Genomic DNA, 24,949 nt, shown 5'->3' on the forward strand with positions numbered 1-24,949 from the left:
TACTTAGGGTGATTCAACTAACCAACAATATTAAACGCTATTACAGCATCAATAATGTGATTCCTGCCGCCTCAAAACGAGCAGTAATGCAACGATAATCTTTATGTGATGGTTGATAATAGCTCGCAGGCATAGTCTCTTTTAATCCAGCTTGTGCTACCACGTTGTATTCCTCGCGTGTCATGATGATATACTCAAGACAATTATCAATAATAGCTTGAATGCTCTCAATCGTTGCCTCATCATCACGCACTAATGCTTTAAAATGCCCTGTAATCACCGATAATGGCATTACCATCTCTCTAACAAGCAATTTTCGTTCCTTAATTTGGCTTGCTGCGACAGTTCGCTTACCAGCATCAAATATTTGTATCCAGTCAGGCTTACCTTGTTTAGTCACTAGCCCATGTTGATAACAATAATAAGACTCTAAAAACGTCCGTAAGTGACAATAACGTTCAGAATATACTTCTAGGTAAATATGCTGTAATTCAATATTGGCATTGAATTTATTAATAGCACTCATAACAACCTCAATAAAATTTCTAAGCGGCATAGTCTACACGCAATATATTGATTACGCTGCTAGTTCTATGAACAATATTTTGCAAGTATTTATTTGTTCTGTGAAAATAGTATCAATATGGAGCATAGAATATTGCATCACCATTAATTTCCCATAACATGATAATTATCCTTCTGATAAAGATGTAAAATTTGAAAATATGAGAGCAATCATCACTCCTGAGTACATCAAAAACTTCTCGTGCATTGCCGACAAGTGTGAAGATCACTGTTGTCATAGTTGGGATATCGCAATAGATAAATCAACGTATCAATTCATGACACAAAAAAGTTCGCTAAAAGTAAAATCAGCAGATGTAATCATGCGAACTAAGGGTGACACATCCCCTTATTACGCAAAAATCAGTCTTAATAACGACGGTATTTGCCCTTTCCGTGAAGAAAACGGGCTGTGTGAAGTACATAAAGAGCATGGTCACAAACGTTTATCACAAACGTGTCAATCCTATCCCCGTATTTCTACAATCCGTGGTAATAAGAAAGAGCATAACTTATCTTTGTCTTGCCCAGAAGCAGCCAGACAAGTGTTGCTTAACCCTACATCCATGCAATTTCATCAAGAAAATACAACTAACGATGTATTTAAAGCAAACAACTATACTCGTCCTAATTGGCATGCTGAAGTTCAACAGTTTCTCGTCGACATTCTTTTTCTAAATGATATTAGTTTAGAGCAACGCCTTTTCTACATAGGAATGACATTACGTTTAATTGAACCTCATAAAGACAACATAGAAGAATTACACAAAAGGCTACTGCTGTGTTGCGAAGAAATTAATAACAATAATTTCGATAAACTGTACCGTGAGCAACGCACTTCATCAGATATTTATGCTGGTCTATTAATTAAGTTTTTTAACTTCCGTATAAATCTTGAATCAACGCGCAGTTTCAAAGTGGCATATACTCGTTTAAATTCACTACACCAACAACTACTTGAAGCACTAAGCCTTGCTAATGGTGATAGCCATAAGCAAAACAAAATCCTTCAACATGGCTTCAACAATCACTACCGAGAATACTTTACTCAGAATAGTCATATCTGGATTAACTACATTATTTATGTGTTCTACCAAAATGACTTCCCTTCAAAATCCATGCAGCAAGTATTCAATGACTTAATCAGTGATATTTTTATTATCCGTGGTGCGCTTTCAGCATTAGCTTCTATGCGGCCATTAATGGATGATGATGTAATTTTAGTGGTACAAACCTATCATCGCATTCGCAGCCATAATAAAGATTATGTTAATAATATCAAAAAGATCAGAAGCGAAGTAAGTACAGATGAAAACCTACTTTCGTTAATGTTAATCAAAACGCACTAAAAATTGATCTTTATTAACTTGAATAATTAGTATGATTTGAAAAAAATTTCCTTTTTTTGAAAGATAATCGGTACTTAGTCTGTCTATTTACTAGTACCGATTATCAGGAAGGAAACCTATGCTAATTAAGAACACAAACAAATGGGGTTTACGTGAAAGTGACATCACACCAGAATCTATTTATCGTCAGCGTCGAGATATTTTAAAAAAACTAGGCATTGCTGCTGTAGGACTACCGCTATCAACCAATGCCCAGGCTGGATTGTTTGATTTTATTTCATCGCCAGAAGAGCAAGCAGTTGATCATCGTCGGCAACTTATCGGGGCGACGTCACCATTATCAAACTCGACATTATCGCTTACACCTGAAGATAAAGTGCTTCATTACAATAATTTCTACGAATTTGGTGCAGATAAGTCTTCTCCTGCTGTACGTGCTGAAAAGTTTATAACGGATCCTTGGAACGTCACCATAGACGGCCTAGTCAATAAGCCTTTCACTCTTGATTATGATGATTTATTCAATCAATTTAATTTAGAAGAACGTATCTATCGTTTACGTTGTGTTGAAGCTTGGTCAATGAATATTCCTTGGATAGGCTTTAGTTTACGCGACATCATAAAAAAGGCTGATCCTCAACAACGAGCTCAGTATGTCGCCTTTGAAACATTGTACGATCCAAAACAAATGCCAGGGCAAGCATCATCCCGCCTTGGTGGTGGTATTGATTACCCCTATGTAGAAGGACTTCGCATTGATGAAGCAATGCATCCACTAACGATGATCTCGGTTGGATTATATGGCAAAACATTAGCACCGCAAAATGGCGCACCACTACGCCTAGTTGTGCCATGGAAGTATGGATTTAAGAGTATTAAATCTATTGTACGGATCCACCTTACCGATCAACAACCACCAACAACTTGGAATCGGTTGGCAGCCAGTGAATATGGCTTCTATGCCAATGTTAATCCCCAAGTAGATCATCCTCGTTGGAGTCAAGCAAGTGAACGGTTTATCGGTGAAGGTAATGTATTTAGCAGTCGCCGCCAACCAACCTTAATGTTTAATGGCTATGCTGAAGAAGTGGCTTCGCTATATAAAGGTATGGATTTAAAAAGGAACTATTAATGCTCACTCGATATGTTCAACAATACCGCCTCACACCCACACGTATTTTAATAATGAAAGTAGTTATTCATGCTATTTCGTTATTGTTTGTTACGCTATTGGTTTATAACACTCTCAACGGTGGTTTTGGCGCAGATCCAATCAAAGGTATTGAACATTTTACGGGCAAAGCTGCACTAAATACTCTAATTCTTACTCTCTTATTATCACCATTAGCTAAAAAATATAAACAAGGCGGATTAATACGCTTAAGACGATTATTAGGAGTATATAGTTTCTTTTGGGTTGCTTTGCATCTTAGTGCCTACCTTGCTCTAGATCTTAATTTTGATTGGGCTTTATTAGGCAGTGAAATTATTAAGCGTCCTTATCTTGCCATTGGAGTTGTTAGTGGAATTATTTTATTACTACTGGCACTAACCTCTCCCCAAGCAGTACAACGCAGCTTAGGTAAGTATTGGCAAAAATTGCACAATTGGGTTTATCTGGCGCTTATACTAAGTCCAATTCATTATTACTGGTCAGTAAAATCAGACATTATTGAGCCCTCGATTTATCTGTTAATCTGTGCTTGCTTACTTTATTGTCGTAAACAAAAGTTGAGCAAATGGTTTACTAAAACTAACAATCAATACTCCACTAAATCTGCCTCAAAGATCTCTAATAACTAAAGTTAATTAAGACGAAAACTCTATCGTTACCTTTAATCTCAGATAAATTCAAATAAACCCAAGAATGCAAATGATTATCATTTGCATTCGATTCATTGCTTTGTTATAACTCTAATAAGACATAGGATCTTCATATAGGGACAATTCAATGATCAACTTTTTAACACCACCTTTTGCAAAACCTCTTTCTATAATCGCACTTTCACTTTCAATGTTAGGCATTAGCACTCAAGCTCATGCTGACAATAAATTTAAAGTCGTCACCACTTTCACCATCATTGCTGATATGGCACAAAATGTTGCTGGTGATGCCGCTATAGTGACATCAATCACCAAACCCAATGCTGAAATTCATAATTACCAAGCAACACCTGGCGATATTCGCCGAGCACAAGACGCTGATTTAATTTTATATAACGGACTTAACCTTGAATTATGGTTTGAGAAATTTTTTAACAATTTGCATGATGTACCTTCTGCTGTCGTATCAACCAATATCTCTCCCTTAAATATCACTCAAGGTCCTTATGATGGTAAACCTAATCCTCATGCATGGATGTCACCCACGAATGGCATTATTTACGTAGAAAATATTCGACAAGCGTTAGTTAAGTTTGATCCTAAAAACGCCGCAACATATAACCGTAATGCCGCCAAATATAAACAACAAATTCAACAAACTATTGATCCTATACGTGCTCAAATTGACAAAGTTCCAACCCAAAAACGATGGTTAGTCACCAGTGAAGGAGCATTTAGCTATCTAGCCCGAGATTTTAACCTTAATGAACTTTTCTTATGGCCAATCAATGCCGACGCACAAGGTACACCACAACAAGTACGCCATGTTATCGACCAAGTACGTGCACATAATATTGATGCCATTTTTAGTGAAAGTACTGTATCAGCAAAACCCGCACAACAAGTCGCGAGGGAAACAGGTGCTAACTACGCTGGTGTGCTATATGTCGATTCTCTGAGTAATAGCACTGGGCCGGTACCGACTTATCTTGATTTATTAGCAGTTACATCAACCACTATCGCGCAAGGATTGAACCAATAATGTCTGGATTAACTATCGATAACGTAACTGTCACTTACCGTAATGGTCATACGGCATTGCACAATGCCAGCTTTAGTATTCCACAAGGCTCAATAGCAGCACTGGTCGGTATCAATGGCAGCGGTAAATCAACCTTATTTAAATCTATTATGGGATTCGTCCCTGTTAGCCAAGGTACAGTTAACATAATGGGTATAGCAGCAAAACGTGCTTTAAAACAAAATATTGTGGCTTATGTACCTCAAAGCGAGGAAATAGACTGGAACTTTCCCGTTCTCGTTGAAGATGTAGTAATGATGGGTCGTTATGGCTATATGAATATGTTTCGAATTCCTCGAGCAGAAGATCATCAGCAAGTCACATCAGCATTAGAGAGAGTCAATATGGTGCCTTATCGAAAGCGTCAAATTGGTGAGCTTTCAGGTGGGCAACGTAAACGCGTTTTTCTTGCTCGAGCACTCGCCCAAGAAAGTAAAGTCATTCTACTCGATGAGCCATTTACTGGGGTCGACGTACAAACAGAAGAGCAAATCATGGCATTGCTGCGCGCACTGCGTGACGAAGGTAAAGTAATGTTAGTTTCTACTCATAACTTAGGTAGCGTACCTGATTTTTGTGATCGTACCGTACTAATAAACAAAACAATTTTAGCATCAGGATTCACAAAAGACATTTTCACGCCTGAAAACCTTAAAATTGCATTTGGCGGTGTACTTAGACATTTCATTTTAGGTGGAAAAGATCTCCATCATGATGATGATCAACGTCAAGTGAATGTATTGTCGGATCATAAACGTCCCATTGTCATGTACGGTAACAGCTAAGGATCTAACATGGATTATTTAATGGAACCCTTCCAATATAGTTACATGATTAACGCGATGTGGGTAAGCGCATTAATTGGTGGGGTTTGTGCCTTTCTATCAACCTATCTCATGCTTAAAGGTTGGTCATTAATTGGTGATGCATTATCACACTCAATTGTGCCAGGGGTTGCGGGAGCTTATATGTTAGGGCTTCCCTTTGCCTTTGGCGCCTTCATTTCTGGCGGTTTAGCTGCGGCCGCTATGTTTTTTTTAAGCCAACGTAGTAAGTTAAAAGAAGATGCTATCATCGGACTTATCTTTACTTCATTTTTTGGATTAGGGTTATTTTTAGTCTCCCTCTATCCAACTGCCGTTAATATTCAGACCATTGTAATGGGTAACATTTTAGCAATAACGCCAGTCGACACATTACAAATTATTATTATTGGTGGCGTATCATTAGCCGTTTTATTAGTGAAGTGGAAAGACTTCATGGTGGTTTTTTTTGATGAAAACCACGCTAAATCAATTGGTTTAAATCCGACAGCATTAAAAATCGTTTTCTTTGCTCTCCTCAGTGCATCAACCGTTGCAGCACTACAAACTGTCGGCGCTTTTTTAGTGATCGCAATGGTTGTGATTCCCGGAGCAACTGCATATCTACTAAGTGATAAGTTCTCACACGTTATTATATACAGTGTCAGCTTTGGTACGGGATGTTCATTTATCGGTGCCTATCTAAGCTATTTTATTGATGGAGCAACAGGTGGCGTCATTGTTTTATTACAAACCACGTGTTTTTTAATGGCGTTCTTTTTTGCCCCTAAACACGGAAAATTAGCCAGCATTCGCAACGCTAAGCACCCACATACATCCTTATCAAAAGATATATCAAAGATCGAAACAGGAGCTGCGTCCCATGGCTGATTTTTTAGACTTACTGCTATCTCCCTTTAGTTTTACTTTCATGCAGCAAGCATTTTTGATTGTATTATTGGTCGCTATTCCAACTGCATTACTTTCATGTTTTTTAGTGCTTAAAGGCTGGTCATTAATGGGAGATGCTATCTCCCACTCTGTACTACCTGGAATTGTAATTGCTTATGTATTAGCAATCCCTTTTACGTTAGGTGCATTTGTCGCTGGTATGTTTTGTGCTTTAGCAACGGGCTATTTAAAAGAGAATAGCCGTATTAAAGAAGATACTATTATGGGAGTCGTATTTTCATCAATGTTTGCATTCGGTATCGTCTTAATGACCAAAGTGCAGAGTAATATCCATTTAGATCATATTCTATTTGGTGATCCTTTAGGTGTTAGTTGGCGTGATATTGGTGAAGCAACAGTAATTACATTGGCTGTTATTCTATTTTCTATCTTTAAAGGTAAAGATTTATTAGTATTTATCTTTGATCATCAACATGCACAAGCCATTGGTTTACCAACAAAAGTGTTGCATTACAGCTTACTTGCTTTACTTTCTCTCACCATTGTCGCTGCCCTAAAAGCAGTAGGCATGATTTTAGTGATATCGATGCTCATTGCACCAGGAGCTACAGCCTTTATGCTAACCCGCCGTTTTCAAACTATGGTAGTATTGGCATTATTAATTTCTGTTGCTAATGCTTTTCTCGGCATGTATCTCAGCTTTTTTATTGATAGCGCGCCGGGACCAACCATCATTTTATTATTAACGGCTAATTTTATTGGGGTCTTTACATACACCACAATAAAAAACCGATATGTAGAACAACAAAATATCAAAACACATTTAATAGATGATGATGAACATCCAATAACACCACTTAATAATCCAACATAACCATATCCCCCATTACTCCATTCCTACAGCAATACGCCAAAGAACACTATCGTCGCTCCTTGGCGTATTTACACATTACATAATTAACACTCAAATCACGTGATCTCTTCGCCATAAATACAGTTTATTGGATTGACTAACCTACTGAATCCACAGACAATGCGCACAATTTTTTGCATCTACTTCTGCGGTTCACATGGAATTTGTCCAATGACAGTATCAACAACTCAACCGTTATCTTTACGTGATGATTCAATTTTTCGTCTTTTTTGGCGCTATACCTTGCCAACAATTGCCGCCATGCTTATCACTGGTATCTATGTTGCCGTCGACGGAATATTTGTTGGTCACTTTATCGGTGAAGATGGTCTTGCCGCGATTATGCTTGGCTATCCTATTGGTTCTATTCTATATGCTATTGGTGCCATGATAGGTATGGGGGCATCGGCATTAGTTTCTATAAAAATGGGGGAAGATAATACTCAACAAGCGCGCCATATAGTAGGTAATGCTCTAACACTGTGTATTATTGCTGCTATTATTTTCTGTAGTTTCGGCTTGGTATTTGGACAAGATATTCTGATTTGGATCGGTGCTAAAGACCATATTCTAGCAATGGCATCAGAGTACCTCTTTTGGTATTTCACCATGGGCAGCTTTGCTATTGTTTCTATGGCATTTTCAGCATTACTACGTAACGATGGGCAGCCTAATCGCGTTACTCTGATAATGATTTTAGGTGGCGTATTAAATATCTTTTTAGATTGGTTATTCATTGTCGTTATTCCATGGGGATTAACCGGTGCTGCCGTTGCTACCATGCTATCTCAAGCTGTTACATGTATTTTATGTTTACAACATTTCTTTACTGATAAAACGCAACTGCGTATTGGATGGGATAGCCTAAAAATCAAATTTGATACTGTATTGCAAATACTCAAATTAGGCACGTCAAGTTTATTAATGTACATGTACCTCTCAGTAGTATTAATCCTACACAACAAAGCATTTCTAATGGTTGGCAAACCGATTCATGTTGCTGCCTATGGCATTGTTAGTTACACCGAAGCATTCTTTTATTTAATTTTTGAAGGTATTGCCTTAGGAACTCAACCACTCGTAAGTTTTAATACCGGTGCAGGTCTGAAAGATCGTGTTGCTAAAATTCGCAACCTCGCATTTATGATCACATTACTAATTGGTGTAATTGGCGTTGTTACCTTATATAGCATTCCAGAAGCTGTGGTATATATGTTTGCAGGAGACAATGCTGCACTGCAACCGGAAGCGATAAAAGGCATGTCGTTATACTTTTGGGGTCTGCCTTTTGAAGGCTTATTACTTGTTGGGGCAACTTACTTTCAAGCAATTAACATGCCCAAGGAAGCCTCACTACTAACGGGAGGTAAATTAATTCTCATATCAATAGCAATCTTTGTACTCGCGCATAGTATCGGGGTTAATGGCGTTTGGCTTGCATTACCAATCTGTAGCGCAGCACTTACCTTATGGATGGTATTTAGGTTAAGAAAGCTCTCAATGAGCAATGTCGATACTGAATCTCAGCAATAAATAACAATAGACTTAAAAACAATGAAAAAGCCGATGACATTACTGCCATCGGCTTTTTCATTTACAATTTTTGGTAATTAATTAAACCTCAGCAATAATCGCTTCTTTCTTTTCAACAAGATGGCCTTCTGCACCATGCATCCATTGAATAAGTTTATTTGAGAACAAAAATAGAATAATTGCTGAAACAACTGCTGCAATAGCAATACCTGCAAAGATGTTTAACGCGCCGGCGTCACCAACATGTGAACCAACAATACCTGCTGCGTAGTTTGCTAATGCATTAAATGCGAACCATACCCCCATCAATAATGAACATAAACGCAGTGGCGCTAGTTTAGTGACCATTGATAAGCCAATCGGTGAAATACACAACTCACCTAGTGTATGGAAGAAATATGCACCAACTAACCACAACATTGATGTTTTCACACTTAAATCACCACCCTGCTGCATCGCGGCTCCCACCATAAATAAGAAACCAACAGCAAGGAACAATAACGCAAACACAAACTTAATTGGTGAACTTGGCTCTTTAGGCCCTAGCTTGATCCAAAATGATGCAATAATAGGTGCTAACGTAATAATAAAGAATGGGTTTAATGATTGGAACCAAGCCGCAGGAACTTCAAAACTACCAATCATACGGTCAGTATATTCTTGAGTGAAGATATTCATCAAGCCACCAGCCTGTTCAAAGCCAGCCCAGAAAACTACCACGAATAAACCTAGGAACATAATCACTTTTAGACGATCACGTTCAATAGCGGTTAATGGCTCTTTTTTACCAGAAGCATTCTTCGCTGCATCGCGTTTTGCTGCGGGCTCTATACCAATATTACCAAGTAAACGTTTAGCAAATACCAACTGTAGAAGTAAGCTTACTAACATACCAATACCAGATGCTGCGAAACCCGCTTTCCAGCCATACATACTCACGGCAGTACCCGCAATAACGCCAGCCAGTAAAGATCCTAAATTAATACCCATATAGAAAATGGTAAATGCACCATCACGACGATTATCACCCTCGGGATAAAGATCACCAACCATCGTTGAGATATTGGCTTTAAACAAACCATTACCAATGATCATTAAACCTAAACCACCATAAAATGCGCTTAATGCAAAAGAGCCTACAACAGAGTTAGGTAGCGCAAGGATAAATTGAGCGACGGCCATACAGATACCGCCAAGAATGACACAACGGCGTTGACCTAAGAAATTATCAGCAATCCAGCCACCAATAAGCGGTGTTAAATAAACCAGACCAGTATATGTTGCGTATAAGCTAAGGGCATCTTTGGTTGTCCAACCAAAACCTCCCCCCATTGTTTTATCTGTTAAATACAATACAAGAATGGCACGCATGCCATAATAACAAAAACGCTCCCATAGTTCAGTACTAAACAGCAAGAACAACCCCTTTGGATGTCCCATAAAAGTACTCATGTCCCTGCTCATAATTATTCCTTATTTTTCACTATTTATTCAATATATAAATGCTCTTCCAGTTATAAAGGACAACATAATATCTTTCAATAGCGGCTATTTTCAAAACAATAAGTCATAGAGATAACGTATTGAATAAAAACAAAACTTGAAACAATGACAAACAAATTGAAAGATTTAGTTACACTAATAATTTGAAATTAAAAACTGCAAAAATCAGATGTATGCCATATAAAACCCCATACAAATAACCATATGTAGATTTATATATTTTAATTGTAAATATTTACTGAACAATAAGACCAAGACGCAAAACAGGTCAATAAATAACCATAAAACATTAACCAAATGATAATAGTTACTATTAATATGCCCTTAAACATAAAATAATGCCACGAAACACCAATAAAACAGTATGCATAAACTATTCATATTCTCTTTATTTATGATATTTAAGTGCCATATATTCACCATTATAATCGTTCTTTTATTGCTACTCGCCGCTTTATATATTGCCACTTATTAATGCCTGCTTTTATTTACGTTTCTAGCAACTCAACTATATTTAAACTAAGTCAGACAAGGAATGTAATATGAAGCAGGAGAGTAATAACCATACCTCTCAGATCCAGCAATATGATGTTGTTATTATTGGCGCAGGACCGGCTGGATTAGCGGCTGCCTGCCGATTAGCCCAATTACGTAAAGATAATCCAATCTCTATTTGTGTACTCGAAAAAAGTAACACCATAGGAGGACATATCATTTCAGGAGCTTTATTTGAAACCCGTGCTCTTGACGAACTATTTCCTGATTGGCAGCAAACAGATTGTCCCGTCACAACAGCAATTACTGACACTACAACCCATTGGCTGATAAGTGAAAAACATACACTCCCCTTGCCTCAATCTGTGACTCAACAGACATTAGATACACACAGTTGCTATGTTATCAGTCTCGGCCTTTTCTGCCGTTGGTTAGCGAAACAAGCCCTACAACTAAATGTTGATATTTTTACTGGCGTCAGTATTGATACAATCATCTATGGTACGCACCCTATATGTGATAAAAAAAACATATCCCTTGATGAATTAGTGAGTTATGAAAAAAATGGCACCAAATATGTAGCAGGAGTAAAAACTAAAGCCAGTGGCATGAATAAACATGGAGAATCAACAGATGATTATAAAGAGAGTGTTAGCTTTCATGCTCGTTATACTATTTTGGCGGAAGGCAGCCGAGGATATTTAGGTAAAGACGTAATACATCGTTTTAAACTTAATCAACATAGTCAAAGCCAGCATTATGCATTAGGGATCAAAGAGGTATGGGAAATACCGCAACAACAGCATCAAACCGGTAAAGTCGTACATACTCTAGGTTGGCCATTGAATGAATCTCACTCTACAGGTGGCGGTTTTATGTACCATTTAGATGATAATAAAATCGCAGTAGGATTAATTACTGATTTAGATTACCGTAATCCATATATGAGCCCTTTCCATGAATTTCAGCGGCTAAAACACCATCCCCTTTGGGCATCAGTACTCCAAGGAGGTACTCGAATAAGTTATGGCGCACACGCTATCACTAAGGGAGGTCTAGCTTCATTACCTAAACAAGCATTTCCTGGCGGTGTCATTGTGGGTTGCGATGCAGGTACGCTCAATAACAATAATGTTAAAGGTTGTCATACCGCAATGAAATCAGGCATGTTAGCTGCTGCAACGATTTATACTGAATTAACAAATAATGAATCTTATACTGAGCCACTTTACCAAACATTATTTGAAAGTAGTTGGTTATATACCGAATTAAGTCAGACTCGAAATACTGCTGCAAATACTCATCATTTCGGCCAAATTCCTGGATATATTGCGAATTATATTGAACAACAATATTTTGATGGCGAGTTACCGTGGACACTCCCCCACTCAATTGCAGATAGAACAGCGCTATTAACTACAACACAAACACAACCGATCTATTATCAAAAACCAGATGGAAAACTCAGTTTTGATATAGCCTCATCAGTCGCTTTAGCTAATATTTCATACCGCAAAAATCAAGCAAATCATCTGCTGTTACACAACTCAAATTTACCAATAGAACAGCACTTTAATTACTTTAACGAGCCAAGTTTACGCTATTGTCCTGCTGGCGTATTTACTATTACAGAACAAGAAAACAAGAAAATATTTAAGATTGATGCTAGCAAATGCCTTCATTGCAAAGTCTGCGATATCAAAGATCCGTCAATCAATATTAGCTGGATACCACCAGAAGGCGGTAGCGGTCCTAACTATTCAGGTATGTAACCATAACCGATCAATTACGTCTAATTAATGGTAACATGAATACAGTATGATACTTGAATATACGCCACCATATAAGGATAAATGGATGATTGATCTCTACACAGCAGCAACCCCTAATGGTTATAAAATATCAATAATGCTTGAAGAGCTAGGACTAGAATATCAAGTACACCCAATTGATTTATCTGAAAAAGAACAAAAAGAACCTGCCTTTTTAGCGATTAATCCTAACGGTCGTATTCCTGCGATTATTGATCGTGACAATGACAACTTTGCTGTATTTGAATCTGGAGCGATTCTCGTTTATTTAGCAGAAAAAACAGGGAAATTTCTACCAACAGACATCAAACAGCGTTCGCAAGTAATGCAATGGCTAATGTTTCAAATGAGTGGCGTTGGTCCAATGATGGGACAAGCTAATGTATTTTTCCGTTATTTCCCTGAAAAAATTCCAGCCGCTATTTCACGCTATCAAAATGAAGGCCGTCGCTTATTTGAAGTAATGAATACACAGCTAGCTACAAATACATATTTAGCTGGTGATGAATATACCATTGCTGATATCTCGACTTGGCCTTGGGTTCGAATACATGAGTGGAGCGGTATCGATATAGAAGGATTACCGCACTTACAACGCTGGTTAGCCCTCATTGAACAACGCCCTGCATGCCAAAAAGGTATTACCATACCTCCCAAAGCTGAACTTTCGGACCAAGAACGAGCAGCGCAAATTCAAAAAATGTTAACAAACTAGTTAATCTATTTTGCAGCGTCCTCTTTGGTCGCTGCAAAAAGTAATCGTTATAATAAAAAGTTAAACATCCATGATGGCAACCACATATATTTCATTTTGGTTGTATCAGGTTCCCCTGCACCATAAACATTTACTTTATTACCATTACGATCAACCGCTTCCTCATTCTCAACTATTTTATAACCTTGCTGAGCCCGCTGTAAAATACTCGCTTCGACAGCTTGGACTAGTTCGTCATTACCCTTACAAAATAACCCCATTTCAGTATTATAATGATTAGAGCGGTTATCTATATTGTATGTACCGACCATGACCTCATTACCGTTACTACGTTTATAGATCTGTGTTTTAGAATGCATGCCCCATCGAGCTTGTCTAGTTTCAGGAAAAACCACTTCCGTTTCAGCTATCCACTCACCGGCATGTACATAGGTTGTAATACCCAATTTTTGCCAATCATAAACATGTTGGTACAATTGTGCTGCAACATAAGATGCATCTGTAGATGACAATGAATTTGTATAGAGGGTTAATTTAACCTGCTTATTTAACATTGTTTGCATTAAATGCTCAGATTTACGATTGTTGAGCAAATAAGGTGATGCCAATATCAATTCTTGATCAACCGACATCACTTTATCAAAAATAGTTTTACGTAAAAATCGATAGTTATCGCTATAGGGGTCTTTAAACCGTGTCCAAAAAGAACCACCTGGTGCATCGGTAGTAAATGTAGTTTCAGGACAGGAATAACGTTTTTTTTGTAATAAAAGAGGACGAGCGATGGCTTCAATTTTAATCCGAGCAGCTTGTTCTACCTCACTTGGCTCTAAAAAATCAGCCACTTGTGCTACTCGTCGTTCATATTTTTGTAATTCAACTCGGTAAGTCGGTTGTTGAGGCGCTTGAAAACGCTCACTAATGCTATGTTCATAAAAAGCATCAAAAGAAGCACGCATCACTGGTACAATCGAGCCTTCAACATATAAGTCACGATCTAGAAAATTATAATGAGTAGATAAATCAAAATAATCGTTTTCTATATTTCGCCCACCAGTGATCGCCTCACGATCATCAACCACCAGCAATTTACGATGATTTCGAAAATTAATCGTAGAAATATAATAAAGCGGTGCGGCATTGTAATAACGAACCTCAATACCATACTGCAATAAGGCTTGAGCATAAAACTCATCAAACTCAAATACAGTTGCTGATTTATCAATTAATATACGTACATTAACGCCACGTTTAGCTGCAGCTACCAATTCTCGAACAATTATTTTGCCACTTAAATCAGGGGAGAAAATAAAATACTCAACTTCAATGCTTCGCTTAGCGCGTCGAATCATATCAATACGCATCTGTAATGCTGCAACACCACTATTTAAAACTTGTATATCATTACGATTCTGGTCGGTATTTGAATCATAAACGGCAACACTATGATATGGATAAGGATTTGTCTTGGACAGGTTATGATAACTATCAAAATTCTCATCCCAATAAACTAAATTACAGCCGGATAGTGCATTAACTGCACTAAACCCTAACAAATACATTAATCTATAGCGCCACCATCGACTTCTTGATTTATTGTCTACTTGATTCTCGTCCACGCGCTCTCCTTGCAGTGATAAAAACACAATACTTTATCAAGTATCTATCATTATTAGCCGTTCCTATTTTATAACATTTCGTCAACGATAACTGTGTTTAAATACTATATGCATAAAATACATACATAAAATGTATCATTCATTTTCGCCATGATGATATAACCATAATAAAAATCATGAAAAACAGGCTGCATATTAAGCCGAAGATGCAATCTTATATATCTATAATAAAAAAAGCCAAGTTGTTAATGTTTGGATAATATCCGATCAATAAACGTACTTACTTATAAATAGAGTTTTTCACCTTTGAATAAAAATCTTTCTTCTTTAAAGCGAATTCGTACATCCTATACTTGGATGATCGCTTTACTATCATTGTATTTCACAGTGGTCTTAAATCATCCAGTGCTATCAAAGTTCAATAGCATTGTTGATACTGTCGATACACATGGGATCGTTCTCAAAGTCATTTGTGGATTATTCTTATTTTTTGCACTAAATAGCATCTTCTCGCTCATATTCTCAGTATATATACCCTATTTAACGAAAACGATATTATCTGTTATCACACTTGTGTCGAGTATTGTTAGTTTTCAAACATTAAACTACGACGTACTCTTTACCGATCAAATGTGGCTAAATATCTTCTCAACCGATCAAGGTGAGGCACTGTCATATCTGAATGTCTCTGTTATCTCTTGGGTCGTTATCACCGGTATTATTCCAGTTATTTTGATTTGCCTTCACAAACATCAATTTGGTGGCCCCAAACGTTATGTATTATCGACATTAAAGAATATTTTGGTTGGCGTATTATCAATTGTAATCGCGGGTGGATTGGCTTTTTCTCATTACAAAGATTTTGCAAGTATTGGACGTAATAATCACTACCTCCAAAAAATGATCGTACCTACTTACCCTATTTATGGGCTAGAAAAATATATAAAAGAGACCTATTTTACCAAGCCAATCAAATTCAGAGATATCGGAACAGATTCTCATGTTGTTAAAGCAGATGAAGGTAAAAAACCCACTTTATTCTTCTTAGTCGTTGGGGAAACAGCACGTACTTATAACTATTCTTTAAATGGCTATAAAGGTAACGACACCAATTCATATACACAATCGCTTTCAAATCTAGAAAGCTACCGTATGGTGCAATCCTGTGGTACTTATACGGCACTTTCAGTACCCTGCATGTTTAGCAATATGACTCGAAAAGGCTACGATGCCAATATTGCCCATCATGAAAACAACCTGATGGACATGTTACACATAGCAGGTATTAAAACACTCTGGATAGATAATGATGGGGGCTCAAAAGGGGTTGCTAAACGTATTTCGTATGTTGCAATAAATCCCAAAGACAATCCAAAATATTGTAATGGCGAAATGTGCTATGACACTGTGTTATTAAAAGGGCTGGATAAACGAATCACAGACATGGGAACTGGCTCTAAAGTCGTTGCATTCCATTTAGTCGGTAGTCATGGTCCAACGTATTACGAGCGTGTACCTAAAGATATGGAAACTTTTACGCCTCGTTGTAATCGCAGTGACATTCAAAACTGTACGCACAAAGAATTGGTGAATCAATACGACGATACTATCCATTTCACGGATTATGTTCTGTCAAAGATCATTGACAAATTGAAAACCTATGAGCCTAAATATAATGTCGCTTTACTCTACCTCAGTGATCATGGAGAAAGCCTCGGTGAAGACGGAATTTATCTACACGGCACACCGTATATGTTTGCACCTAAATATCAGAAGCATGTCCCTTTAATCACTTGGTTTGGTGATGGTTTCATTAAACAACGTGGTATCGATATGGCTTGTCTAAACAAAATGGCACTCAATGAAAAGAGCGGTCTATCTCAGGATAATCTATTCTCTAGCGTACTAGGGCTTATGCATATATCCACGAAACTATACAATCCATCGTTAGATATGTTTAAGCAATGCAGTACTGACGCATAATTTGACAATATTAACGAACTAACCAACCTATTTTGCAGCGCCCTTTTTGGTCGCTGCAAAACGCCTATTATTGATCTTTACACCCGCATACCCGCATACCCGCATACCCGCACACCCGCACACCCGCACACCCGCACACCCGCACACCCGCACACCCGCACACCCGCACACCCGCACACCCGCACACCCGCACACCCGCACACCCGCACACCCGCACACCCGCACACCCGCACACCCGCACACCCGCACACCCGCACACCCGCACACCCGCACACCCGCACACCCGCACACCCGCACACCCGCACACCCGCACACCCGCACACCCGCACACCCGCACACCCGCACACCCGCACACCCGCACACCCGCACACCCGCACACCCGCACACCCGCACACCCGCACACCCGCACACCCGCACACCCGCACACCCGCACACCCGCACACCCGCACACCCGCACACCCGCACACCCGCACACCCGCACACCCGCACACCCGCACACCCGCACACCCGCACACCCGCACACCCGCACACCCGCACACCCGCACACCCGCACACCCGCACACCCGCACACCCGCACACCCGCACACCCGCACACCCGCACACCCGCACACCCGCACACCCGCACACCCGCACACCCGCACACCCGCACACCCGCACACCAATATATGCACATCATGCATCTTGAAAATGAAAAGCATTCATTTTACTCATTATGGTATTAGTCATACTATTAGCTCAAGGCAAACAGGCAGCATATTACGTCTAAATTAGGTCTAATTTTGCAGCAATAAAAAAAGCCAACTTATTAATATAGAAAGTAATAATCAGCACCTCAATTCAACACTTACAAGGTTGGATGAACCGTACTCAATCAAATAGCGATCAGTTGTCACCCCTGATCACTGCATTCAAATTTTTAGTTAGAGGTAAGTATTATGACAATCCCAACAACTGACATGCTTGAAGCATGGCGTGGTTTTAGTAAAGGTGAATGGCAAACTAGCGTTAATACGCGCGATTTCATTCAGACCAACTACACCCCATATGAAGGCGATGAGTCTTTCTTAGCTGATGTAACAAATGCTACAACATCATTATGGAATGATGTAATGGAAGGCATTAAGCAAGAAAGTAGCACCCACGCACCAGTTGACTTTGACACTGACTTACCTTCAACTGTCACTTCTCACGGTGCTGGCTATATTAACCAAGATCTCGAGAAAATTGTTGGTCTACAAACCGATAAACCATTAAAACGTGCAATTATTGCCAATGGCGGTATTCGCATGGTGAAAAATTCATGTGAAGTTTACGGTCGTGAATTAGACCCAATGGTTGAAAAAATCTTTACTGATTACCGCAAAACACATAACAAAGCATGTTTTGATTTGTACACTAAAGAAATTTTAGCTTGTCGTCGTTCAGGTATTATCACCGGTCTTCCTGATGCTTATGGCCGTGGACGTATTATTGGTGATTACCGCCGTTTAGCACTATACGGCATTGATTTTCTTAAAGCTGATAAATTAGAGCAGTATAATTCAACTCAATCTTTCCTTGAGCAAGGCCAAGATTTAGAGAAAACCATGCGTCTACGTGAAGAACTTGCTGATCAAGTTCAAGCACTAGAAGATATTCGTCAAATGGGCCTGTCATATGGCATAGATATGTCTTTGCCGGCCAAAACAGCGCAAGAAGCGATTCAGTTTACCTACTTTGGTTACCTTGCCGCAGTTAAATCACAAAATGGCGCAGCAATGTCGCTTGGTCGTACATCAACATTTATTGATGTATTCGTCGAGCGTGATATTACTAACGGTTTAATCACCGAACAACAAGCGCAAGAGATGGTTGACCATTTCATCATGAAACTACGTATGGTACGCTTCCTACGTACACCTGAATATGATTCATTGTTCTCTGGTGACCCAATTTGGGCAACTGAAGCGATGGCTGGTATGGGTGTTGATGGTCGAACGTTAGTGACTAAGACTACATTCCGCTACTTGCATACTTTACATACAATGGGTCCTGCACCTGAGCCGAATATGACCATTCTTTGGTCAGAGCAACTTCCGATTGCATTTAAGCAATATGCAGCCAAGGTCTCAATTGATACTTCATCAGTTCAATACGAAAACGATGATCTAATGCGTCCCGATTTCGACAATGATGATTACGCTATTGCCTGTTGTGTGAGCCCACAAATTGTTGGTAAACACATGCAATTCTTCGGTGCGCGTGCCAACCTTGCTAAAGCACTACTGTATACCATCAATGGTGGTGTTGATGAAAAATCACAACTACAAGTTGGTCCTCAAGTTGCTAAAATTAATGATGAAGTTCTTGATTTTGACACACTAATGCCACGTTATGATGAAATGCTTGATTGGTTAGCAACCCAATATGTAACTGCACTCAACATTATTCATTACTCACATGACCGCTACAGCTATGAAGCGTCACTAATGGCATTAATGGATCGCGATGTACGCCGTACTATGGCATGTGGTATTGCAGGTCTATCTGTTGTAGCTGACTCATTAGCAGCGATCAAATTTGCTAAAGTAACACCGATTCGTGACGAAAATGGCGTGGCTATCGACTTTGAGATTGAAGGTGATTATCCTAAATTCGGTAACAATGATGCACGTGTAGATGACATTGCTTGTGATCTAGTTGAACGCTTCATGAAGAAGATTCAAACTATGCACATGTACCGTGAAGCAATTCCAACACAGTCAATTTTGACAATTACATCGAATGTTGTATACGGCAAGAAGACAGGTAATACGCCAGATGGTCGTCGTGCTGGTATGCCATTTGGTCCTGGGGCTAACCCGATGCATGGCCGCGATGAAAACGGTGCGGTTGCATCACTAACATCAGTATCAAAACTACCTTTTGCTTATGCGAAAGACGGTATTTCTTATACTTTCTCTATTGTACCTAATGCACTAGGTAAAGATGAAGATACCCAAAAAAATAACCTCGCAGCATTAATGGATGGTTACTTCCACCACGAAGCAACAGGCGCAACAGATGGCATTGAAGGCGGTCAACATCTAAATGTTAACGTACTTAACCGTGACACATTATTAGACGCAGTTGAGCACCCAGAGAAATACCCACAGTTAACTATTCGTGTTTCTGGCTATGCTGTGCGCTTTAACTCACTCACCCGTGAACAACAACAGGATGTAATTACTCGCACATTTACTAACAAAATATAACGACGACAATAATAAATATAACAGTTTAGAAGAGTATGATAACAAACAAAATGGCATGACTACCTAGTTTTATTTGTTATCTTTAAACGCCATTTTCAACGAGAAAGAGTTGAAAGTGGCGTTTTTTTGATCTATCTACGCGATTAAGTAGTCTAAAAAAACAGCTCTTATTGGCTGCCTTTTTATCAAAAAACACATTATTTTTGATATTAGATATATATTTCATGATTAATATAGATATTAGGTAACTTATTGGTGTGAATTATTTAAATCTTATATACCATATAAGCATATGAAACAAAGTAATCAGAATATAATGACAACAACTGCCGCTCAAAAAACATCACCATCAGAACACGAACCAATCTTTGCTATCAAAATTATTCCTACACTCATTATTTTATTACTAAGTACCCTTTGTTGGCACTATATCAACATACCACCAGCATTAAATATGGCAGCATTTCATACCGCTATTATTTTCATTGCTACTATCGTTGCTATCGTGACTAATGTCTTACCAACAGGTGCCGTTGCCGTTATTGCAGTTTCAGCCTATGCAATACTCCATGCTGGCGGGGAAACCTCAGCAAAAGCGGCTATTATGGCTGCTACCAGCAATTTTAATAATGTCCTTATTTGGCTTATTGTCATTGCGTTTATGATTGCGCGTGCCTTTGCTAAAACAGGATTGGGAAAACGTATCGCACTCATATTACTAAGTTGGTTTGGTCAATCTTCTTTACGTATTGCTTATTGTTTAGGTATTGCTGATTTTCTTATCGCACCAGCAACGCCTAGTAATACTGCACGTTCAGCAATTATCTCCCCTATTGCAGACTCACTGGCAAAAGTCATCAATAAAGATGATCGCAAGTTGGGTCAATACCTAATTTCTTCAGTAAGTGCAATGAACGATGCATCAGCAGTAGGTTTCCAAACAGGATTTGCAGGTAATCTCGCTTTAGTCGGTATTGCAGCTTCTGTTGCTGGTATTAATATGACCTTTAGCCACTGGGCGCTTTATTTGCTGATGCCGGCGGCGATCTTACTACTTACTATTCCATTTATTCTGTTTAAATTTATTAATCCAGACACCAAGCACACACCACAAGCTCCTGCTTATGCAAAACAAGCTTTACTGCATTTAGGTCCAGTAAGTATTGCAGAGTGGAAGTTAATTGCTGTTTTTATCGCATTGATTGTTATGTGGGTAGGTGGACAATCTCTACATTTACATTCAACCACATCAGCATTTATTGGCTTATCTGCCCTATTAGTATTAGGGGTTTTAAACTGGAATGATGTGAAGTCTGAAAAAGGCGCATGGGATACGCTAATTTGGTTTGCAGTATTAATGGGTATGGCAAGCCAACTTAAGAAACTTGGTTTTACCGCATGGGTTGGCCATGGTGTATCAGATTTAATCAGTCAACATATGGGTCACGCGAGTCCAACGTTAATTTTGATTGTGATGATGGTTTTCTATCTTATAACCGCTTACTTCTTTGCTTCAGGCACAGCAAAAGTGGTTGCATTAGGTCCAGTAATTATTGGCTCACTAATGGCTTTAGGGGTTAACCCACTTATTTCCATTTTAGCCGTGGCTGGCATCACCAATATTGGGTGTAACTTGACAACATATAGCCATGCACGCAATCCATTATTAATGGGCTATCAATACCACAATGATAAACAATGGATGCAAATTGGTTTAATTATCTCCGTTGGCGGCGCAATAATATTTATGACTTCTGGAATTATATGGTGGTCTATTTTGGGCTTAATGTAACAATCTAAGACATATCCAATGATCAAATAAGCCCATCCACTTTCAGCAAGAAAGAGTATGGGCTTATTATTTATATTCTAGAGTTCCAAAATAATCTGAACATTAATTAACTACAGCACTGTAACTGTATTTTTTTGTAACATACGAAACTCATGTTTGGCTAGATGGCTATCCATTGAAGCACGCAATAATTTATACAATAAAATTGAACCATCAATTTCTTCTTTACGGTTAGTTAAACTTTCAATGTTTAACCCTAACGGCAAATCATATTCAACTACCGCATCTAAAATCTGATTGAGGCTATTGCAGCACATTTTAATCGATTCATGTAATGGGTTGGTGGCATTGAGAATACGTAAACTAGTCGCTTCTGGAACGCTTACACCGAGCCACTCAATGAACTCTAATGTTTTTGCACTTCCACATGGCGAAAATGTCAATAAAATACGCTGTGGTTTAATGCCATCTTGTTTACATTCAATCGCATAACGGGTCAAAATATCAATCGTTGCTTGCGTATCATAAATGGCCTGAGAGATAAAAAAATTACACCCTTGCTGGTATTTTTCAATGAGACGTTCATGCTCATTACCTTTTTTAGCATGGCGTTCAGCAATCATAATACCGCCAGTAAAAAAGTTATTCTTATTTTCAGCTAACGCTTGATAAGCTGCTGATAACGGTAATGACACTTCATTTTTAGCTGAGGGACTACCAACCAATACAATGTCACGCACTTGATATTCGTGCCATGCTTCATTTAACCATTCATCAAATGCATCAGTTTCTGATTGCACCACACTTTTATAAGTAATGACGGGACGCCCCGTTTTTTTATTAAGCAATGATGAATAATAGCGAGGATCATGCGTGGATTTAAATGGAAATGGACGCGGCTTTTTAGTCCGTGAAACTTCGTCTTGAATGTCATAAACAATAAGGCCATCGATAGCCAGATCTTTAATACGATTCACTAATCTATCAGCAATAGTTTCAACTTCGTCTAGAGGTGTATTAGTTTTAGGGGGGGTTGTACCAATAAAGTACACACCGCGTGTAATGTCGTTATAACGTACACGTAGTTCTGATTCTGTATTTGTTACTAGATCTTGATTTACCATTAATAATCACTTCCATGTGTTGTAGTAGACGCTTAAGCAAAGCCATTAATCATTCTATCTACTCTGAAAAATATTTCTTAACAGTCACTAAATAGCATCTAGTAACTGTTACATCCTTGGATTAAAACTATTACAACTTCCAACCAGATGCTAATTACTTTGATGGTAAATTAGCTATTTCCTTACAAAGCCCTAATTACTTGTACCTAATCACTACGCAGAAATCAAAATATATTCGTATTATTTTCAATAATATAAAATTACAAGCAGACTTGATTTATCCATGCTAAATAATCTTTCGAGCCATTGGTGATAGGAAGCTGGATAATTTCGGGAGTTTGATAAAGGTGGTGCTTCTCAATCTCCGCTTTTACTCGCTCAAATAGCGCTGTTTTAGTTTTAATGATTAATTGATGTTCTTGGTCACAATTAATTTTCTGCTGCCAATGATAGTAACTTTTAATCGGTATCACTTGAATACATGCCGCTAACTGCTGTTCAAGTAATGCATTAATGATTGTTTGACCATTATCATCATCTGCAAACGTGGTAATAATGACACAATAATCTGTTAACATTTTATTTCTCCGCATTACAAAACTTACAAATCAAACCACTTGTCTCTCATATAACTGAAGTACGTAAAATGAGCAGCGATCTGCCATCATTGATATTTATCGCTAAAAGCGCAACCATAACCAATTAATCATGGTGGTTATCACTGCTAGCCATCATCATCGTTTTTAGCCAAAACTGCTGCTGACAGCGATTATAAAATGATTTTTTTGATGGTTTTATAGTATCAAAAGGATCCACCACAACTTGGTAATTTATCCAACATTCTGGACAAACATTATCATCGATAGCAACATCGTCATATTCAATAACATATTTAATTTGTACGCCATCAGCAAAGTCATATACTGTTTCCTTTCGAATAACATCAACTTCGTCATCAGAATACGAAAAATCAGCAGTCATACAGCAAGAAATAGTTATGTCTGTATTGCCACTTTGTTGGTGATGTTCGATAGCCGCTATATATCTAAACAGTGAATGTGGCATATATGTCCATAAAAATGCAATTTCTAACAAAAATAGTTGCCGGATAGCGATCCAGTTAGCAAAAATATAATGTATACTAGCGGCAACTCAATACCTATTCATCGTAAACACTACGATTTAGTGTATTGCGAGTGTAAATACAAAGGTAATGAAATGAATTTAAACCAAGAGCTTCAAAATCTTAACAACCGTATGGACAAGTGCCAGCGTAAACTTGCTGCTGCTATTCAACGTGATGATAAAGTTATCATCAAGCAGTTTAAAGATGAGCTTCTTAGCCTGAACAAAAAAGCACAAAACGTTAAACACCGTAAGTCATCAGTAGTGAGTGACAAAAGTAAAGATGTTAAATCTCTTGCTTTTAATCGCGTGTTAACAAAAGCAGAACAAGCTGATATGGGTAAACTGAAAAAATCAGTTAAAGACCTTGTCGTTGTTCACCCAATGACAGCACTTGGCCGTAGTATGGGTATTAAAGCTGTTACAGGTTACGCACCGAAAGCATTCTAATATCTGTTTAGTAAAGTAACTTATAAACAAATATGGCCAAATCGGCATAAAAAGATCGTCAAATGACGATCTTTTTTTATGTCAAGAATACAGCTATACCTCAATAGTGTTACTTATTAG

20 protein-coding genes are annotated in these 24,949 nt (G+C 38.4%); 14 read left to right on the forward strand and 6 right to left on the reverse strand.

Annotated features, from left to right (window positions below; all coding sequences use genetic code 11):
• Positions 1 to 40 precede the first annotated feature (40 nt).
• Positions 41 to 526, reverse strand: coding sequence for a hypothetical protein (locus tag PPBDW_RS16215; RefSeq protein WP_036790335.1), 486 nt, complete (start codon positions 524 to 526; stop codon positions 41 to 43).
• Positions 527 to 725: 199 nt separating this feature from the next.
• Between PPBDW_RS16215 and fliB the strand changes: the two genes are divergently transcribed.
• From fliB to PPBDW_RS16255, 8 genes are all read left to right on the forward strand, one after another.
• Entirely contained in the window at positions 726 to 1,913 is a 1,188-nt protein-coding gene (fliB, locus tag PPBDW_RS16220; protein WP_036790337.1) for a flagellin lysine-N-methylase, read from the forward strand.
• A gap of 118 nt (positions 1,914 to 2,031) precedes the next feature.
• Entirely contained in the window at positions 2,032 to 3,045 is a 1,014-nt protein-coding gene (msrP, locus tag PPBDW_RS16225) for a protein-methionine-sulfoxide reductase catalytic subunit MsrP (protein WP_036790340.1), read from the forward strand.
• Complete coding sequence (gene msrQ, locus PPBDW_RS16230; protein ID WP_036790343.1) at positions 3,045 to 3,716, forward strand: protein-methionine-sulfoxide reductase heme-binding subunit MsrQ; 672 nt, start codon at positions 3,045 to 3,047, stop codon at positions 3,714 to 3,716. The genes msrP and msrQ overlap by 1 nt, the downstream gene beginning before the upstream one ends.
• Positions 3,717 to 3,864: 148 nt before the next feature.
• On the forward strand, positions 3,865 to 4,779 hold the full coding sequence (locus PPBDW_RS16235; RefSeq protein ID WP_036790346.1) for a metal ABC transporter substrate-binding protein: 915 nt from the start codon (positions 3,865 to 3,867) through the stop codon (positions 4,777 to 4,779).
• A complete protein-coding gene (locus tag PPBDW_RS16240; protein ID WP_036790349.1) occupies positions 4,779 to 5,603 on the forward strand; it encodes a manganese/iron ABC transporter ATP-binding protein in 825 nt (274 codons plus the stop codon). Before PPBDW_RS16235 ends, PPBDW_RS16240 begins: the two co-directional genes overlap by 1 nt.
• 9 nt (positions 5,604 to 5,612) lie before the next feature.
• Positions 5,613 to 6,512 (forward strand): metal ABC transporter permease, encoded by a 900-nt coding sequence (locus PPBDW_RS16245; protein WP_082386845.1) that lies wholly within the window; start codon positions 5,613 to 5,615, stop codon positions 6,510 to 6,512.
• Positions 6,505 to 7,407: a metal ABC transporter permease gene (locus PPBDW_RS16250; RefSeq protein ID WP_054262137.1), complete on the forward strand. Its 903-nt coding sequence runs from the start codon at positions 6,505 to 6,507 to the stop codon at positions 7,405 to 7,407. Before PPBDW_RS16245 ends, PPBDW_RS16250 begins: the two co-directional genes overlap by 8 nt.
• Positions 7,408 to 7,617: 210 nt before the next feature.
• Positions 7,618 to 8,979 carry an MATE family efflux transporter gene (locus tag PPBDW_RS16255; protein WP_036790352.1) on the forward strand — a complete coding sequence of 454 codons (1,362 nt, stop codon included), beginning with the start codon at positions 7,618 to 7,620 and terminating at the stop codon, positions 8,977 to 8,979.
• 81 nt (positions 8,980 to 9,060) lie between these two features.
• Here the strand turns inward: PPBDW_RS16255 and PPBDW_RS16260 are convergent, their stop codons facing one another.
• Entirely contained in the window at positions 9,061 to 10,443 is a 1,383-nt protein-coding gene (locus PPBDW_RS16260) for a peptide MFS transporter (RefSeq protein WP_036790355.1), read from the reverse strand.
• Positions 10,444 to 11,024: 581 nt separating this feature from the next.
• Here PPBDW_RS16260 and PPBDW_RS16265 point away from each other — a divergent pair.
• Together PPBDW_RS16265 and PPBDW_RS16270 are read left to right on the forward strand one after the other, a co-directional pair.
• Positions 11,025 to 12,749 (forward strand): electron transfer flavoprotein-ubiquinone oxidoreductase, encoded by a 1,725-nt coding sequence (locus PPBDW_RS16265; RefSeq protein WP_036790358.1) that lies wholly within the window; start codon positions 11,025 to 11,027, stop codon positions 12,747 to 12,749.
• An 85-nt stretch (positions 12,750 to 12,834) separates the two neighbouring features.
• Positions 12,835 to 13,503: a glutathione S-transferase family protein gene (locus tag PPBDW_RS16270; protein WP_036790361.1), complete on the forward strand. Its 669-nt coding sequence runs from the start codon at positions 12,835 to 12,837 to the stop codon at positions 13,501 to 13,503.
• A gap of 47 nt (positions 13,504 to 13,550) precedes the next feature.
• On the opposite strand, the gene PPBDW_RS16275 is transcribed toward PPBDW_RS16270, so the two are convergent.
• A complete protein-coding gene (locus PPBDW_RS16275; protein ID WP_243423025.1) occupies positions 13,551 to 15,122 on the reverse strand; it encodes a phospholipase D family protein in 1,572 nt (523 codons plus the stop codon).
• 357 nt (positions 15,123 to 15,479) lie between these two features.
• Between PPBDW_RS16275 and PPBDW_RS16280 the strand changes: the two genes are divergently transcribed.
• The 3 genes from PPBDW_RS16280 (at position 15,480) to PPBDW_RS16290 (ending at position 22,130) form a co-directional block, all read left to right on the forward strand.
• Positions 15,480 to 17,105, forward strand: coding sequence for a phosphoethanolamine transferase (locus PPBDW_RS16280; protein ID WP_036790365.1), 1,626 nt, complete (start codon positions 15,480 to 15,482; stop codon positions 17,103 to 17,105).
• 935 nt (positions 17,106 to 18,040) lie between these two features.
• Positions 18,041 to 20,338, forward strand: a complete 2,298-nt coding sequence (gene pflB, locus PPBDW_RS16285; protein WP_036790367.1) for a formate C-acetyltransferase — start codon at positions 18,041 to 18,043, stop codon at positions 20,336 to 20,338.
• Between the two features lie 316 nt (positions 20,339 to 20,654).
• Entirely contained in the window at positions 20,655 to 22,130 is a 1,476-nt protein-coding gene (locus PPBDW_RS16290; protein WP_054262239.1) for a DASS family sodium-coupled anion symporter, read from the forward strand.
• A gap of 110 nt (positions 22,131 to 22,240) precedes the next feature.
• On the opposite strand, the gene PPBDW_RS16295 is transcribed toward PPBDW_RS16290, so the two are convergent.
• From PPBDW_RS16295 to PPBDW_RS16305, 3 genes are all read right to left on the reverse strand, one after another.
• Positions 22,241 to 23,254 carry a methylenetetrahydrofolate reductase gene (locus PPBDW_RS16295; protein WP_036790369.1) on the reverse strand — a complete coding sequence of 338 codons (1,014 nt, stop codon included), beginning with the start codon at positions 23,252 to 23,254 and terminating at the stop codon, positions 22,241 to 22,243.
• 260 nt (positions 23,255 to 23,514) lie between these two features.
• Positions 23,515 to 23,832 (reverse strand): divalent-cation tolerance protein CutA, encoded by a 318-nt coding sequence (gene cutA / locus PPBDW_RS16300; RefSeq protein ID WP_036790372.1) that lies wholly within the window; start codon positions 23,830 to 23,832, stop codon positions 23,515 to 23,517.
• 124 nt (positions 23,833 to 23,956) lie between these two features.
• On the reverse strand, positions 23,957 to 24,319 hold the full coding sequence (locus PPBDW_RS16305) for a hypothetical protein (protein WP_156312906.1): 363 nt from the start codon (positions 24,317 to 24,319) through the stop codon (positions 23,957 to 23,959).
• Positions 24,320 to 24,472: 153 nt separating this feature from the next.
• Here PPBDW_RS16305 and PPBDW_RS16310 point away from each other — a divergent pair, with 153 nt between their 5' ends.
• On the forward strand, positions 24,473 to 24,829 hold the full coding sequence (locus PPBDW_RS16310) for a YibL family ribosome-associated protein (protein ID WP_036790375.1): 357 nt from the start codon (positions 24,473 to 24,475) through the stop codon (positions 24,827 to 24,829).
• The last annotated feature ends 120 nt before the right edge of the window (positions 24,830 to 24,949 follow it).

The organism is Photobacterium kishitanii, assembly GCF_000613045.3.
GTDB lineage: Bacteria > Pseudomonadota > Gammaproteobacteria > Enterobacterales > Vibrionaceae > Photobacterium > Photobacterium kishitanii.